Origin of the sequence: Streptomyces sp. NPDC048383, from assembly GCF_040651775.1 — a bacterium.
Lineage (GTDB): Bacteria > Actinomycetota > Actinomycetes > Streptomycetales > Streptomycetaceae > Streptomyces.
Window position 1 is genome coordinate 20649 of the sequence record NZ_JBEZKS010000048.1, and the last position, 13191, is coordinate 33839.

The following is a 13191-nucleotide window of genomic DNA, read 5'->3' on the forward strand; positions in this document are numbered from 1 at the left end:
CCGTGTACGCAGACATGTGGGTCGACCCCGCCGACGACCCCCGTGACACGGGGCCCAGTCCGGAAGGCGAGCTCGCGACGCTGGGCGACTTCCTGTCGGGCTACCGGCTGACCCTGCGGATGAAGTGCGAGGGCCTGACCCCGGAACAACTGGCCCGTCGTTCGGTACCACCGTCGACGATGTCACTGCTCGGTCTGCTGCGGCACCTCGCCGAAGGGGAACGCGACTGGCGCAACTGGATCACCGAGGGTGATCCGCTGCCGAAGCTGTACGGGAAGCGCGACGCGGACTTCGACGAGGCCGTTGCCGACCAGGCCCAGGTCGACGCCGCGTACGTCGATCTGGAGCGCGAACAGGCCGCGACCGACGCGGTGTTGGCCGGCCATCCGGACCTGGGCGAGCGCTGGGGAAGGACGACGTCGCGGTGCGGGAGCTGTTGGTCCACCGGATCGAGGAGTACGCCCGCCACTGCGGACACGCCGACCTGTTGCGCGAGTGCGTCGACGGTCGGGTGGGCCAGTAGGACACGGGGGTCGCTCGGGAGCCCGGCCGAGCCCAACGGGGTTTCGGCGGGGCTCCCGGGCGGCCTCGTCCGCTCGATGACCGTGCCCGCCCGATGACCGTGCTCACCCGGCGCCGGCCGGGGCGGCGGCCTCCAGGTCGTCGACGCTGCCGGACATGACGGTGCGCACGTGCCGGGTGAGGTGCTCGACCGGCCAGTCCCACCAGGCCACGGCGAGCAGGCGGGCCACGTCCGCCGCTCCGTAGCGGGTACGGATCAGTTCGGCCGGGTTGCCGCCGACGATGCCGTAGTCGGGTACGTCCGCGACGACGACGGCGCCGGAGGCGACGATCGCGCCGTGTCCGATGCGTACTCCGGGCATAATCGTGACGCCGTGGCCGAACCAGACGTCGTTGCCGACGACGGTGTCCCCGCGTCCGGGCAGACCGGTGATGAGGTCGAAGTGCTCGGCCCAGCCGCCGCCCATGATGGGGAACGGGAAGGTCGAGGGGCCGTCCATCCGGTGGTTGGCGCCGTTCATGATGAACCGGACACCGGTGCCCAGCGCGCAGTACTTCCCGATGACGAGCTTCTCCGGCCCGTAGTGGTGGAGCACGTTGCGGGTTTCGAAGGCGGTGGGATCGTCCGGGTCGTCGTAGTACGTGTACGCGCCGACCTCGATGAGCGGCGACGTCACCAGCGGCTTCAGGAGCACGACGCGCGGCTGTCCGGGCATCGGGTGGAGAGTCGCGGGGTCGGGCGGACCGTCGGGCCGGTCGTCGCGCGGATCGGGATTCATGGTGGCACCACTCCGAACGGTCTGTGCGGGCGCGGACAGTGCGTCCATGATCCCGGACCCGGCGCCGGCGGGTCCGTCAGGGGGCGTCGCCGATCAGGTGGACCCGCTGGTCGGTCAGTTCGTACCGGGCCGGAACGACGGCCAACCCGCCGGCCCCGATCCGGGCGGCCAGGACGGGCTCGGCGAGCAGGCGCGCGGCCACCAGCCGTACGTTGGCGTCGACTGCGGCGTCCACCCTCGCGTCACCCGTCAGCGTACGGTCGATCGCCGGACGGATCTGATCGACCAGGTACTGCATGTGGCCCGGCAGCCCTCCACCGCTCTCGTCCGCGTGCACGGCCGCGGCGACCGCCCCGCACGACTGGTGCCCCAGGATCACGACGAGCGGAATGGCCAGCTCCACGACCCCGTACGCGATGCTGGCCAGCACGGCTTCGTCGAGGACTTCGCCCGCCGACCGTACGGTCAGCAGGTCGCCGAGACCTTGGTCGAAGACCAGCTCCGGCGGCACCCTGGAGTCGACGCAGCCGAGGATGACGGCGAAGGGGTGCTGGCCCGTGACGACGGTCCTGCGCACCGCCTTCGTCGCGTCCGGGTGGCGCTCGTGCAACGTCCTCCAGCGCAGGTTCCCCGCGTCGAGCGCCCGCAGCGCGGACACGGGCGTCGTCGGGCGCGGCCCGTTCAGGCCTTGCGTCGGGGAGGGCCTGACGTCGGGAAGGCCCGCGATGAGCCCGGCGCCGACGGCGACCGTTCCCGTCAGCGCGGCCCGCACGAACAGGCGCCGGCCCCTGTCCTCATGACGTTCGACATCGGGAGTCATAGCGGACCAAAGTAGGCGCATATGCGCTCCGATACGATGTTCGGCGCTCTTCTTTGATCGGCCTTGATCGAGCTTTGGATGAATTTCGACGAAGCGTCTTCGTGCAGCGCCTGGACCGTCGGCAGGACACGACCTCCGATGACGTCGTCCACCGTCGGCGCGGACGGCGTTCGCGGGGAGGGGGCCGGGGCGGCGGGGGCGGGGCACTCTCCCCATGACCGCGTGCGAGGGTGGACCCGTGACGACTCTCGCCCAACTCCGCCGGACCGCGCTCGCCCTCCCCGAGGCCGTGGAACAGCCCGCCGCCGGCGGCGCCGGGGTCGTGTTCCGCGTACGGGACCGGTGGTTCGCCCGGACCGACGCGGACGGGGAACTCGGCCTCCACCTGCCCGAAGCCGAGGCCCGTCGGGTGCTCGACGCCCACCCGACGGCCCGTACGGTCAGCCGCGGCACCGCGGCGATCGGCGTCCGGATCCCGCTCGGGGACCTGGACGGCCAACAGCTGAACCACTGGGTACGCCGGGCCTGGCTCGGGCGGGCCCCCAAGGCGCTCGCGACAGCCCGGTCGGCCGCCGCGACCGTCACGGCCGGGGAGCTCGGCGACCTGCTGCGGGGCATCGGCAATCCTGCGACCCGGGCGCTGGCCGCCGCCGGTATCACCACCCTGGACGGGGTCGCCGGCCTGCGGCGGGCCGAACTGGCGGCGCTGCACGGCGTCGGCCCGAAGGCGGTCCGGGTCCTGGAGGAGGCGCTGGCCGCCACCGGTCGGGCGTTCCGGGTGGCGTAGGGCCGGGGGCGTTCCGTGCGGCGTGGGGCCGGGCGCGTTCCCGGGCCGCCCTCACCCGGCCCGCCGCCCGGCCCGCCCGCCTCAGTCCGTCGGGGGTGTCGAGCGGGCGTAGCGGTCGGCGAGCCGGCGCAGGTGGGCGACCAGTTCCGGCGGCTCGATGACGTCGAAGTCGAAGTCGAGCATGCCCAGGTGGACGGCCAGGGTCTGCAGGGTGTCGGCGCCCGTGATCAGGGTGCAGTTGTCGGCGTCGACGGCTTCCACCGTGCCGACCGCGGGGTTGATCCGCTCGACCACCTCCGCCGCCGGCGCGTGGACGCTCACGCGGGCGTGGTGGCGCCAGGCCGCACTCGACACCCGTCCGGAGACGTAGGCCGCGAGGTCGGCGTCGGGCCCCTCGCGCGGGACGAAACGCGGGCCGGTCGGGGTGCGGGGTCGCATCCGGTCGATCCTGAAGGTCCGCCAGTCCTCCCGTTCGACGTCCCACGCCACGAGGTACCAGCGCCGCCCCCAGTTCACCGCCCGGTACGGCTCCACGACGCGTCGGGTCGGTGAGCCGGCGTGGTCCAGGTATTCGAAGCGCAGGCGTTCCCGGTCCCGGCAGGCGGAGACCAGGGTGGTCAGCACCTCCGCGGAGACGGTCGGCGCCGGGCGGTCCGCCGGCACGGCCACGGTGTACGCCTGGAGCGTCCGTACCCGCCGACGCAGCCGCGACGGCAGTACCTGTTCGAGTTTGGCCAGGGCCCGCAGGGAGGTTTCCTCGGTGCCGGGAACGGCGCCCCGCGCGGCGGTCCGCAGGGCGATCGTCACCGCGACGGCCTCCTCGTCGTCGAGCAGCAGCGGGGGCATCGCGGCCCCCGCACCCAGCCGGTAGCCGCCGGTAGCCCCGCGTGCGGCGTCCACGGGGTAGCCGAGTTCGCGCAGGCGGTCGATGTCGTTGCGGACCGTACGTCCGCTCACCCCCAGGCGTTCGGCCAGCTCGGAGCCCGGCCAGGAGCGCGGGGTCTGGAGGAGGGAGAGCAGTTTCAGGAGGCGTGCGGAGGTATCGAGCATGGAACCAAGCCTGTGAGGTCATTAGGAAGGCAACGTGCCTATATCGAGACTAACGTCTTGCCCATGGAGAACAGCAGCGACATCGACGTCCGGATCCACCCGTACCGCATCGACATCGCGCAGGAGGAACTCGACGACCTGCGGGACCGGCTGGCGCGCACCCGCTGGGGCAGCGAGATCCCCGGTGTGGGCTGGAGCCGGGGCGTGCCCACCGCCTACCTGAAGGACCTGGCCGCGTACTGGGCGGACGGCTTCGACTGGCGCGGGGCGGAGGCGGAGCTGAATGCGTTCCCGCAGTTCACCACCGAGATCGACGGCCAGAACATCCACTTCCTGCACGTCCGTTCGCAGAACCCGGCGGCCGTCCCGCTGCTCCTGGTGCACGACTGGCCCTGCTCGTTCGTCCAGTTCGCAGACGTCATCGGGCCGCTGGCCCGGGACTTCCACGTCATCGTCACCTCCACGCCCGGCACCGGCTTCTCCGGCCCGCTCGGCGAGGCCGGTTGGAACACCGGGCGGATCGCCGGCGCGTTCGTCGAGTTGATGGACCGGCTCGACTACGACGCGTACGGGGTTCAGGGCACCGGCGGCGGGGCGTGGATCGTCGCGGAGATGGGGCGCCGGGTGCCCGACCGGGTGATCGGCGTGCACGTCAACGGTCTGATCACCTTCCCCTCCGGGGACCCGGCCGAGTTCGTGGGGCTGACCGGGCCCGAGCAGGAGCGGCTGGCCCGGCTGGAGGCGTTCCAGCAGGAGAGGATGGGCTTCAACGCCATCCAGTCCACCCGCCCGCAGACCCTCGCCTACGGGTTGCACGATTCACCTGTCGGTCAACTGGCCTGGATCGTGGAGAAGTTCAAGGAGTGGACGGATCCCGCGGCCGAGCTTCCCGAGGACGCCGTCGGCCGGGACCGGCTGCTGACGAACATCAGCGTCTACTGGTTCAGCGGCACGGCCGGCTCCTCGGCGAACCTCTACTACGAGGCCGGCCACGACGCGAGCGCCTGGGCCCCGAAACCGCGCGGCACCGTCCCGACCGGCGTGGCCGTCGCACTCGGCACCGACGTCGCCATTCGGCGTTTCGCGGAGCGGGACCACCACATCACCCACTGGACGGAACTGGAACGGGGCGGCAACTTCCTCGCCCTGGAACAGCCCGAGGCCTTCGTGACCGACGTACGCTCCTTCTTCACCACCCTCGGCCCCTGACGCGTAAGCCCCCGCAGCCGCCCCCACCGCGCGCCGGCCCGGCGAGAGGTCAGGCGAACCGCGCCGACGTTCTCCGCTGCCATCCCCGGTCCGTCAGGGCCACCAGATGGGCCGCTTCCGCGCGGGCCGGGAGCGGCAGGAGTTCCCGTACCCGCTCGCCCACGCGACGGGCCTCCGTCCCGTCGCAGCCCAGCGCGACGGTGACGTGGGCGCTGGGCGACTCGCCGAAGCGACCGCCGTACGGGCGCAGGTCCGGCCAAACATCGCGGAACGCCGCGATGGCCGGGTCGAGTTCGCCAGCCCCGACCGCGACGAACCCGGGCGCGGTCACCAACCGGCGCAACAGCAGGTCCGCCGCCGGGATCGACCCGGCGAGCCGGTGGAACTCACGCTCCGTGTCGTCGCCGAGGTCCGCGACGGGCACGAACGGGTACATCACCGTCACGTGGGCGGGCAGCCCCGTCCGCACGAGGCTCGCCCTCACACTGGCGGCCGCCCGCAACAACACCTCTGCGGGCGGCAGTTCGATCACCACGGCGGTCGTTCCGATGGGCGGCACGAACCCATCCTTCCACGCGCCCTCCAGGTCCTGACACCGTGAACGGACCAGGGCGGCCGGACCACGGGGAACAGGTCCGGAACGGTCTCTCATACCGCCGCCCTGCCCGGACCACTTCCGAGGCGCCACAGGATATGGAGCCTCGGCGCCGCGACCATGGTCCGATCGCTCTCCCGCTGGAACTACCGGGTCCAGCGGGCCACCGCCCAGGGCGTGGCGTGTCCGCGGAGCGCTGAGGTCGGTGAGCGGCCTTGGGCGCAGGCGCGCACGGGCGACGGGCCCCTTGCTGCGGCGGGCCCGCAAGGCCATCGACGGTTTCGGCGACCCCGTCGGGTCGCCCTGCCCGCTCAGCCCGGGAAGGCGTCTTCCGGCCGTCCGACGGCGAGGGGCGGGAGGGCGTGGGGAGCGGGCGCGGTGGGGAGGCCGGCCGCGGCGGCGAAGGCGGCGAGGGTGCCCACCAAGGCGGTGCGTTCGACGGGGCCGAGTCGCGCGAGGACCGCCGAGGTCTCCGCCCGCCGGCGGGCCGTGACGGCTTTCACCAGGCGGGAGCCGGAGTCCGTGGCGGTGAGCACCGTCTCCCTCCGGTTCTCCCGGTTGGGCCTGCGGTCCGCCAGGCCCGCGGCGATCAGTCGGTCGACCATGCGCATGGCGGTGGACGGGTTGACCTCCATCAGACCCGCGAGGGAAACCAGTTTCACGTGCCGGCGTGCCACCAGGACGTCGAGCATCCGGAACTGCGCGGGCGTGACTCCGTCTCCGGCTGCCGCCAGGGCTCGGGCGGAGATCGAGGCCAGCAGGTCGGAGGCGGCCAGGACCGCGTGCGTCACGTCGTTGACGTCGTTGACGTCGTCGACCTCGGCGACCTCGTCGGCGCCGAGGACGGCACGGATGGCCTGGACGGTGTGGGCGTCTGCGGCGTCGTTCGCGGCGCGTGGGGGATCCGCGGGGCGCGTTTCCTCGGTCATACCTCTTTGTACCGCCTGACAGTTCGGGATACCCAGTGGTCCGGTGCCCCGGAGGGGACTCAGATGTGGGCGCGGGACGACGGTCGGACCGAGGGGGCGGTTTCACATGTCCCGTTCCCTCGAGTCGAAACGGGGGGACGGCCCAATGTCGTGGCTTTCACACGGCAAATGTGGCACAGGGCAAAGACGTTACGATCTCGTGATCTTTGGAAATTTTGGGGTGGTTTATGCCGATGAATAGGCATTCCAGGCAAGCTCCTGAGGGGCTTGTCCGCATCGTGGACGGCACCGGATATCACGGACGTACGGCGTACGGAACCCCGTACGGGCATGTTTTTTGGGGAGATGGTCGGTAGCTTCGGCCCGCATGACCGCCGCCCATCCAGATCCGGCCACCCGTCCTCGACCCTCCGTCCCCACTCCCCCACCCGGGATCCGGGCCGACCGGCCCGACGTCTCCGACGGCCCCGACCTCTGGCGCATCGCCCGCGAGACGCGGACGTTGGACGTCAACTCGCCCTACAGCTACCTGCTGTGGTGCCGCGACTTCGCCGCCACCTCGGCCGTCGCACGCGACCCCGACGGCCGGCCGGCCGGCTTCGTCACCGGGTACCTGCGCCCCGACGCGCCGGCCACCCTGCTGATCTGGCAGGTCGGCGTGGACGCCGCGGCCCGCGGGAAGGGCGTCGCCGGGTACCTGCTCGACCACCTCACCGCGCGCGTCGCCGCCGAGCACGCGCTCGATGTTCTGGAGACCACCATCAGCCCGGGAAACACCGCGTCGGAGCGGCTGTTCGCGTCCTACGCCGAACGTCACGGTGCGCGCGTCACCCGGAAGGTCCTCTTCGCCGAGGAGCACTTCCCCGGTGGCGCCGGGCACCACGACGCGGAGGTGCTCCACCGCATCGGTACCCCCGGCGAGCCACTGACCACGTAGCTCGGCCCGCTCGTCCAGCCGTCATCACACACATCCCACACCACAGGAGAGTGCCGCTTGACCACGACAGCACCGGTCCCCACCGTCTTCGAAACCGTCGAATCGGAGGTGCGCAGCTACTGCCGCGCCTGGCCCGTCGTCTTCGACCGGGCGCAGGGCAGCCGCCTCCACGACGAGAGCGGCCGCAGCTACCTGGACTTCTTCGCCGGCGCCGGCTCGCTCAACTACGGACACAACAACCCCGTGTTGAAGCGGGCGCTGCTCGACTACATCGAGCGCGATGGCATCACGCACGCCCTGGACATGTCGACGACCGCCAAACGGACCTTCCTGGAAACCTTCCAGTCCACCGTCCTCGCCCCCCGCGCTCTGCCCTACAAGGTGATGTTCCCGGGACCCACCGGGACCAACGCGGTCGAGGCGGCGCTGAAGTTGGCGCGCAAGGCCAAGGGGCGTGAGGCGGTCGTCTCGTTCACCAACGCCTTCCACGGCATGTCCCTGGGCTCGCTCGCCGTGACGGGCAACGCCTTCAAACGCGCCGGCGCGGGTGTTCCGCTGGTCCACAGCACGCCGATGCCCTTCGACAACTACCTCGGGGGCCGGACGCCGGACTTCCTCTGGTTCGAGCGGTTGTTGGAGGACCAGGGTTCCGGTCTCAACAACCCGGCCGCCGTGATCGTCGAGACCGTGCAGGGCGAGGGCGGCGTCAACGTGGCGCGCGCCGAGTGGCTGCGCGCCCTGGCCGACCTGTGCCGGCGACGGGACATGCTGCTGATCGTCGACGACGTGCAGATGGGTTGCGGCCGCACCGGTGAGTTCTTCTCCTTCGAGGAGGCGGGCATCACGCCCGACATCGTCACCGTCTCCAAGTCCATCAGCGGCTACGGGCTGCCCATGGCGCTGTGCCTGTTCAAGCCCGAGCTCGACATCTGGGAGCCGGGCGAGCACAACGGGACGTTCCGCGGGAACAACCCGGCCTTCGTCACGGCGACCGCCGCCTTGGAGACCTACTGGCGCGACGGCGTGCTGCGCGAGCGCACCCGGGTACAGGGCGACCGCATCGAGCGGGCCCTGACGGACCTGTGCGCGGAACACGAGCGGGACGGTGCTTCGTACCGCGGTCGCGGCATGGTGTGGGGCCTGGAGTTCACCCGCAAGGAGCGCGCCGGGGAGGTGTGCCGCAGGGCCTTCGAGAACGGCCTGCTCATCGAGACCTCCGGCCCGGAGAGCGAGGTGGTCAAGCTGCTGCCCGCGCTCACCGTGTCGGCGGACGAGCTCGACGAGGGCCTCGACATCCTCGCGCGGTCCGTCCGCGAGACGGCCTGACCGCACCACACCAGACCGCACCCCACCCCACCCCAGCCCACCGCACCCGACACCACGAAAGGCAGCCCCACCGTGATCGTCCGATCCTTCCGTGACATCGAGGGCACCGACCGGCACGTCAAGGCCGCGTCCGGTACCTGGGAGAGCAAGCGCCTCATCCTGGCGAAGGAACGCGTCGGTTTCTCGCTCCACGAAACCGTCCTGTACACCGGCACCGAGACGTCCATGTGGTACGCGAACCACATCGAGGCGGTGGTGTGCGTCGACGGCGAGGCCGAGCTCACCGACGAGGAGACCGGCGAGAAGCACCGCATCACGCCGGGCACCGTGTACGTCCTCGACGAGCACGAGCGGCACACCCTGCGCGTCATCAGCGAGTTCCGCTGCCTGTGCGTCTTCAACCCGCCGGTGACCGGACGTGAGGACCACGACGAGAACGGCGTGTACCCGCTGCTCAACGAACCGGATCCGGTCTGACGTTTCCCCCGGTCCGACCCGGTCCGCACCCACCGAAACCGAGAGGAGAGGCAAGCAACGCCATGCTCACCGCAACCGAACGCACCCTCGCCGACCTGTACCCCACCCGGGGCTCCGAAGAAGTCCTCATCGGACGCAAGGACCCCGTCGTATGGTCCGAACCCGGCACTCCCGGGCCCTTCTGGGCCCGCGAGTTGGAAGGTTTCGAACGCGACGGATTCGTCACCGCGGAGCGGTTGATCAGCCCGCAGGAGGTCGAGGAGTACCGCGCCGAGATGGACCGACTGGTGTCGGACCCCGACGTGCGCTCCGACGAACGGTCCATCGTGGAGCCCGGTTCGGGCGAGGTCCGCTCGGTATTCGAGGTCCACCGCGTCAGCGAGGTGTTCGCACGCCTGGCCGCCGATCCCCGGCTGGTGGACCGGGCGCGGCAGATCCTCGGTTCCGACGTGTACGTCCACCAGTCCCGCATCAACGCCAAGCCCGGTTTCGGCGCGAGCGGCTTCTACTGGCACTCCGACTTCGAGACCTGGCACGCGGAGGACGGCCTGCCCCGGATGCGTACGGTCTCGGTGTCCATCGCCCTGACGCCGAACCACCCGACCAACGGCAGTTTGATGATCATGCCGGGGTCGCACCGGACGTTCCTCGGCTGCGCGGGTGCGACGCCGAAGGACAACTACAAGAAGTCCCTGCAGATGCAGGACGCCGGAACGCCCTCCCCCGAGGCCCTGACGCGGTTCGCGTCCGCCTGCGGCATCCAGCAGTTCACCGGGGCGGCCGGGACGGCGACCTGGTTCGACTGCAACGCGATGCACGGTTCCGGGGACAACATCACCCCCTACCCGCGCAGCAACGTCTTCCTGGTGTTCAACAGCGTGGAGAACCTGCCGATGGAGCCGTTCGCGGCGCCGATCCGGCGGCCGTCCTTCACCGCCTCGCGGGACTTCACCCCGCCGGCCTGAGCCGCCGGCCCAACCCGTCGGCCTGAACCGCCGGGCGGGCACGCCGCACCCGTCGTGCCCGGGCTCCGGTCCGGGCGCGGGGCCCGGTCCCCCCAGGCCCGTGCACGGGTCCGGCCCGTTCCGTACCCTGGCGGCATGCGCATGCGCCCCACCCTGAGCTGGACCCCCACCGAGGACCCGGAGCCAGGCACCACGGATCTGGAGCCGGTCTCCGACCTGCTGCGCGCCGGCGGGGTGCTGGTGCTTACCGGGGCGGGCATCTCCACGGAGTCGGGCATCCCCGACTACCGGGGCGAGGGCGGGAGCCTGCGCCGGCACACCCCGATGACGTACCAGGAGTTCACCGCGAGCGCCCGGGCCCGGCGCCGGTACTGGGCGCGCGGTCACCTCGGCTGGCGCACCTTCGGCCGCGCCCGGCCCAACGCGGGTCACCGCGGCGTCGCCGCGTTCGGGCGGCACGGGCTGCTCTCGGGTGTGATCACGCAGAACGTGGACGGTCTGCACCAGGCCGGCGGGAGCCGGGACGTGGTGGAACTGCACGGGAGCCTCGGCCGGGTCATCTGCCTGTCCTGCGGCGAACTCAGCTCGCGCGGCGACCTCGCCCGACGGCTGGAGGAGGTCAACGCGGGCTACGAGCCCGTGGCCGCCGCGATGAACCCGGACGGTGACGCCGACCTCACCGAGGAGCAGGTCGGGGACTTCCGCGTGGTGCCCTGCGCGCGGTGCGGCGGCGTCCTCAAGCCGGACGTCGTGTTCTTCGGCGAGGCCGTCCCCCCGGAGCGGGTCGAGCGATGCCGGGCCCTGGTAGACGGGGCGTCCTCGCTGGTGGTACTGGGATCCTCGCTGACGGTGATGTCCGGGCTGCGGTTCGTCCGGCAGGCGGCTGGGGCGGGTAAGCCGGTGGTGATCGTCAACCGGGATCCGACCCGGGGGGACCGGTACGCCGCCGCCCGGGTCGAGCTTCCCCTGGGGGCGGCCCTGACCACGCTGGCCGAACGCCTCGACCTCCCTCTCGACGGCCCGTCCGCGCCCTGACCACGGCTCGGCCCCGACCCCGTCGGCAACGGTCCGATCAAGGCCGGCCCGCGAACGGGGGCCGGCGCCACCACGCCCCCCGTGCCCGCCGAGGTACGGTTCATGGTCGGCGTGAGCGGCTCGTCGCCCCACGCCCACCGACTCAGGGGGCCGATCCGACCCTCCGCTTCCACCCGCACTACCCGGCCTGTCGACGGGGTGTGCCCGAGCACGACAGGTCCCCTTCCTTGTCTTTCGCTGATGCGGTCGTGTCCCCCGCCGCGCGCCTGCGCGGGCTGAGGCCCGACTGGCTGTCCGACCCACGGGTGTGGCGCACCGAGGTGCTGGCCGGCCTGGTCGTCGCGCTCGCGCTGATACCCGAGGCGATCTCCTTCTCGATCATTGCCGGGGTCGACCCCGCGATCGGGCTGTTCAGCTCGTTCACGATGGCCGTGGTGATCTCCGTCGTCGGCGGACGGCGGGCGATGATCTCCGCCGCGACCGGGGCCGTCGCCCTGGTGATCGCGCCGCTGAACCGGGAACACGGTCTCGGTCACCTGATCGCCGCGGTCATCCTCGCCGGCGTCCTCCAGGTCGCCCTCGGGGCGCTGGGCGTGGCGAAGTTGATGCGGTTCATCCCCCGTTCGGTGATGGTCGGGTTCGTCAACTCCCTGGCCATCCTGATCTTCATGACGCAGATCCCCGAACTGCGCGACGTGCCCTGGCCGGTGTATCCGCTCCTCGCGGGCGGCTTGGCGCTGTTGGTGTTCCTCCCGCGGATCACCACCGCCGTGCCGGCGCCGCTGGTGTCCATCGCCGTCCTCACCGCCCTCACGGTCGGCGCGGCCATCGCGGTGCCCACCGTCGGGGACAAGGGCGCCCTGCCCACCTCGCTCCCGGTGCCCGGCCTCCCCGACGTACCGTTCTCGCTGGACACCCTGACCACCATCGCCCCGTACGCCTTCGCCATGGCGCTCGTCGGGCTGATGGAGTCGCTGATGACGGCGAAGCTCGTCGACGACATCACCGACACGCACTCCGGCAAGACCCGGGAGTCCATCGGCCAGGGCATCGCCAACATCGTCACCGGCTTCTTCGGCGGCATGGGCGGTTGCGCCATGATCGGTCAGACGATGATCAACGTGAAGGTCTCCGGCGCCCGCACCCGGTTGTCGACCTTCCTCGCGGGCGCGTTCCTCATGGTGTTGTGCATCGTGTTCGGCCCGGTCGTCTCCGAGATTCCGATGGCCGCCCTGGTCGCCGTCATGATCATGGTCTCGTTCGCGACCTTCGACTGGCACTCCATCGCCCCGAAGACCCTGGCCCGGATGCCCGCGGGCGAGATCGCGGTCATGGTCATCACCGTCGCGGCCGTGGTGGCCACCCACAACCTGGCCGTGGGTGTGGTGCTCGGGTCCGTGACCGCCATGGTCGTCTTCGCCAAGCGCGTCGCCCACCTCGCCGACGTCACCGCCGTCGCCGGCCCCGACGACGACACCCTCGTCTACCGGGTGACCGGCGCGTTGTTCTTCGCCTCCTCCAACGACCTCGTCGGCCGCTTCGACTACGCCACCGACGCGAGCAGGGTGGTCATCGACCTGAGCGCCGCCCACATCTGGGACGCCTCGTCCGTCGCCACGCTCGACGCGATCGGGACGAAGTACGCGCAGCGCGGCAAAACCGTCGAGATCACCGGCTTGAACGTCCCCAGTGCCGACCTCCACAGCAGGCTCTCCGGGCAGCTCACCCGCCCCTGACACCGGGATCCGGGCCCCGGCGCC

Annotated in this window: 13 protein-coding genes and 1 pseudogene; 9 read left to right on the forward strand and 5 right to left on the reverse strand. The window is 71.4% G+C overall.

Going from position 1 to position 13191, the window contains the following annotated elements; genetic code table 11:
• The first annotated feature begins 14 nt into the window (after positions 1 to 14).
• Positions 15 to 523 (forward strand): annotated as a pseudogene (locus AB0D46_RS28095) (DinB family protein).
• A 103-nt stretch (positions 524 to 626) separates the two neighbouring features.
• On the opposite strand, the gene AB0D46_RS28100 reads toward AB0D46_RS28095, so the two are convergent.
• Together AB0D46_RS28100 and AB0D46_RS28105 are read right to left on the reverse strand one after the other, a co-directional pair.
• Positions 627 to 1238 (reverse strand): CatB-related O-acetyltransferase, encoded by a 612-nt coding sequence (locus AB0D46_RS28100; RefSeq protein WP_362881470.1) that lies wholly within the window; start codon positions 1236 to 1238, stop codon positions 627 to 629.
• Positions 1239 to 1377: 139 nt separating this feature from the next.
• Positions 1378 to 2121: a carbonic anhydrase gene (locus AB0D46_RS28105; protein ID WP_362881472.1), complete on the reverse strand. Its 744-nt coding sequence runs from the start codon at positions 2119 to 2121 to the stop codon at positions 1378 to 1380.
• Positions 2122 to 2359: 238 nt separating this feature from the next.
• On the opposite strand from AB0D46_RS28105, the gene AB0D46_RS28110 reads away from it, so the two are divergent.
• Positions 2360 to 2908, forward strand: a complete 549-nt coding sequence (locus tag AB0D46_RS28110) for an MmcQ/YjbR family DNA-binding protein (protein WP_362881473.1) — start codon at positions 2360 to 2362, stop codon at positions 2906 to 2908.
• An 81-nt stretch (positions 2909 to 2989) separates the two neighbouring features.
• Here AB0D46_RS28110 and AB0D46_RS28115 read toward each other — a convergent pair whose 3' ends face one another.
• Entirely contained in the window at positions 2990 to 3958 is a 969-nt protein-coding gene (locus tag AB0D46_RS28115) for a YafY family protein (RefSeq protein WP_362881475.1), read from the reverse strand.
• A gap of 63 nt (positions 3959 to 4021) precedes the next feature.
• Here AB0D46_RS28115 and AB0D46_RS28120 point away from each other — a divergent pair, with 63 nt between their 5' ends.
• Positions 4022 to 5167: an epoxide hydrolase family protein gene (locus tag AB0D46_RS28120; protein WP_362881477.1), complete on the forward strand. Its 1146-nt coding sequence runs from the start codon at positions 4022 to 4024 to the stop codon at positions 5165 to 5167.
• Positions 5168 to 5216: 49 nt separating this feature from the next.
• Here AB0D46_RS28120 and AB0D46_RS28125 read toward each other — a convergent pair whose 3' ends face one another.
• Positions 5217 to 5726: a 2'-5' RNA ligase family protein gene (locus AB0D46_RS28125; protein WP_362881479.1), complete on the reverse strand. Its 510-nt coding sequence runs from the start codon at positions 5724 to 5726 to the stop codon at positions 5217 to 5219.
• A 347-nt stretch (positions 5727 to 6073) separates the two neighbouring features.
• Positions 6074 to 6691 carry a MarR family winged helix-turn-helix transcriptional regulator gene (locus AB0D46_RS28130; RefSeq protein ID WP_362881481.1) on the reverse strand — a complete coding sequence of 206 codons (618 nt, stop codon included), beginning with the start codon at positions 6689 to 6691 and terminating at the stop codon, positions 6074 to 6076.
• 367 nt (positions 6692 to 7058) lie between these two features.
• On the opposite strand from AB0D46_RS28130, the gene ectA reads away from it, so the two are divergent.
• From ectA to AB0D46_RS28160, 6 genes are all read left to right on the forward strand, one after another.
• The gene (gene ectA / locus AB0D46_RS28135) at positions 7059 to 7628 is read left to right on the forward strand and encodes a diaminobutyrate acetyltransferase (RefSeq protein ID WP_362881483.1); all 570 of its coding nucleotides are present in this window, start codon (positions 7059 to 7061) and stop codon (positions 7626 to 7628) included.
• 57 nt (positions 7629 to 7685) lie between these two features.
• Complete coding sequence (ectB, locus tag AB0D46_RS28140) at positions 7686 to 8954, forward strand: diaminobutyrate--2-oxoglutarate transaminase (RefSeq protein WP_362881485.1); 1269 nt, start codon at positions 7686 to 7688, stop codon at positions 8952 to 8954.
• A gap of 72 nt (positions 8955 to 9026) precedes the next feature.
• On the forward strand, positions 9027 to 9431 hold the full coding sequence (locus AB0D46_RS28145) for an ectoine synthase (protein ID WP_362881487.1): 405 nt from the start codon (positions 9027 to 9029) through the stop codon (positions 9429 to 9431).
• Between the two features lie 62 nt (positions 9432 to 9493).
• Complete coding sequence (gene thpD, locus AB0D46_RS28150; RefSeq protein WP_362881488.1) at positions 9494 to 10396, forward strand: ectoine hydroxylase; 903 nt, start codon at positions 9494 to 9496, stop codon at positions 10394 to 10396.
• A 135-nt stretch (positions 10397 to 10531) separates the two neighbouring features.
• The gene (locus AB0D46_RS28155; RefSeq protein WP_362881490.1) at positions 10532 to 11431 is read left to right on the forward strand and encodes an NAD-dependent protein deacetylase; all 900 of its coding nucleotides are present in this window, start codon (positions 10532 to 10534) and stop codon (positions 11429 to 11431) included.
• A 248-nt stretch (positions 11432 to 11679) separates the two neighbouring features.
• Complete coding sequence (locus AB0D46_RS28160) at positions 11680 to 13167, forward strand: SulP family inorganic anion transporter (RefSeq protein ID WP_362881532.1); 1488 nt, start codon at positions 11680 to 11682, stop codon at positions 13165 to 13167.
• Positions 13168 to 13191: the final 24 nt, after the last annotated feature.

What these genes read in the sequence shown, in the direction of transcription:
- ectA (WP_362881483.1), top strand. Translation starts at nt 7,059, where the DNA reads ATGACCGCCGCCCATCCAGATCCGGCCACCCGTCCTCGACCCTCCGTC.
- AB0D46_RS28115 (WP_362881475.1), bottom strand. Translation starts at nt 3,958, where the DNA reads ATGCTCGATACCTCCGCACGCCTCCTGAAACTGCTCTCCCTCCTCCAG.
- AB0D46_RS28105 (WP_362881472.1), bottom strand. Translation starts at nt 2,121, where the DNA reads ATGACTCCCGATGTCGAACGTCATGAGGACAGGGGCCGGCGCCTGTTC.
- AB0D46_RS28130 (WP_362881481.1), bottom strand. Translation starts at nt 6,691, where the DNA reads ATGACCGAGGAAACGCGCCCCGCGGATCCCCCACGCGCCGCGAACGAC.
- AB0D46_RS28155 (WP_362881490.1), top strand. Translation starts at nt 10,532, where the DNA reads ATGCGCATGCGCCCCACCCTGAGCTGGACCCCCACCGAGGACCCGGAG.
- thpD (WP_362881488.1), top strand. Translation starts at nt 9,494, where the DNA reads ATGCTCACCGCAACCGAACGCACCCTCGCCGACCTGTACCCCACCCGG.
- AB0D46_RS28120 (WP_362881477.1), top strand. Translation starts at nt 4,022, where the DNA reads ATGGAGAACAGCAGCGACATCGACGTCCGGATCCACCCGTACCGCATC.
- AB0D46_RS28100 (WP_362881470.1), bottom strand. Translation starts at nt 1,238, where the DNA reads ATGCCCGGACAGCCGCGCGTCGTGCTCCTGAAGCCGCTGGTGACGTCG.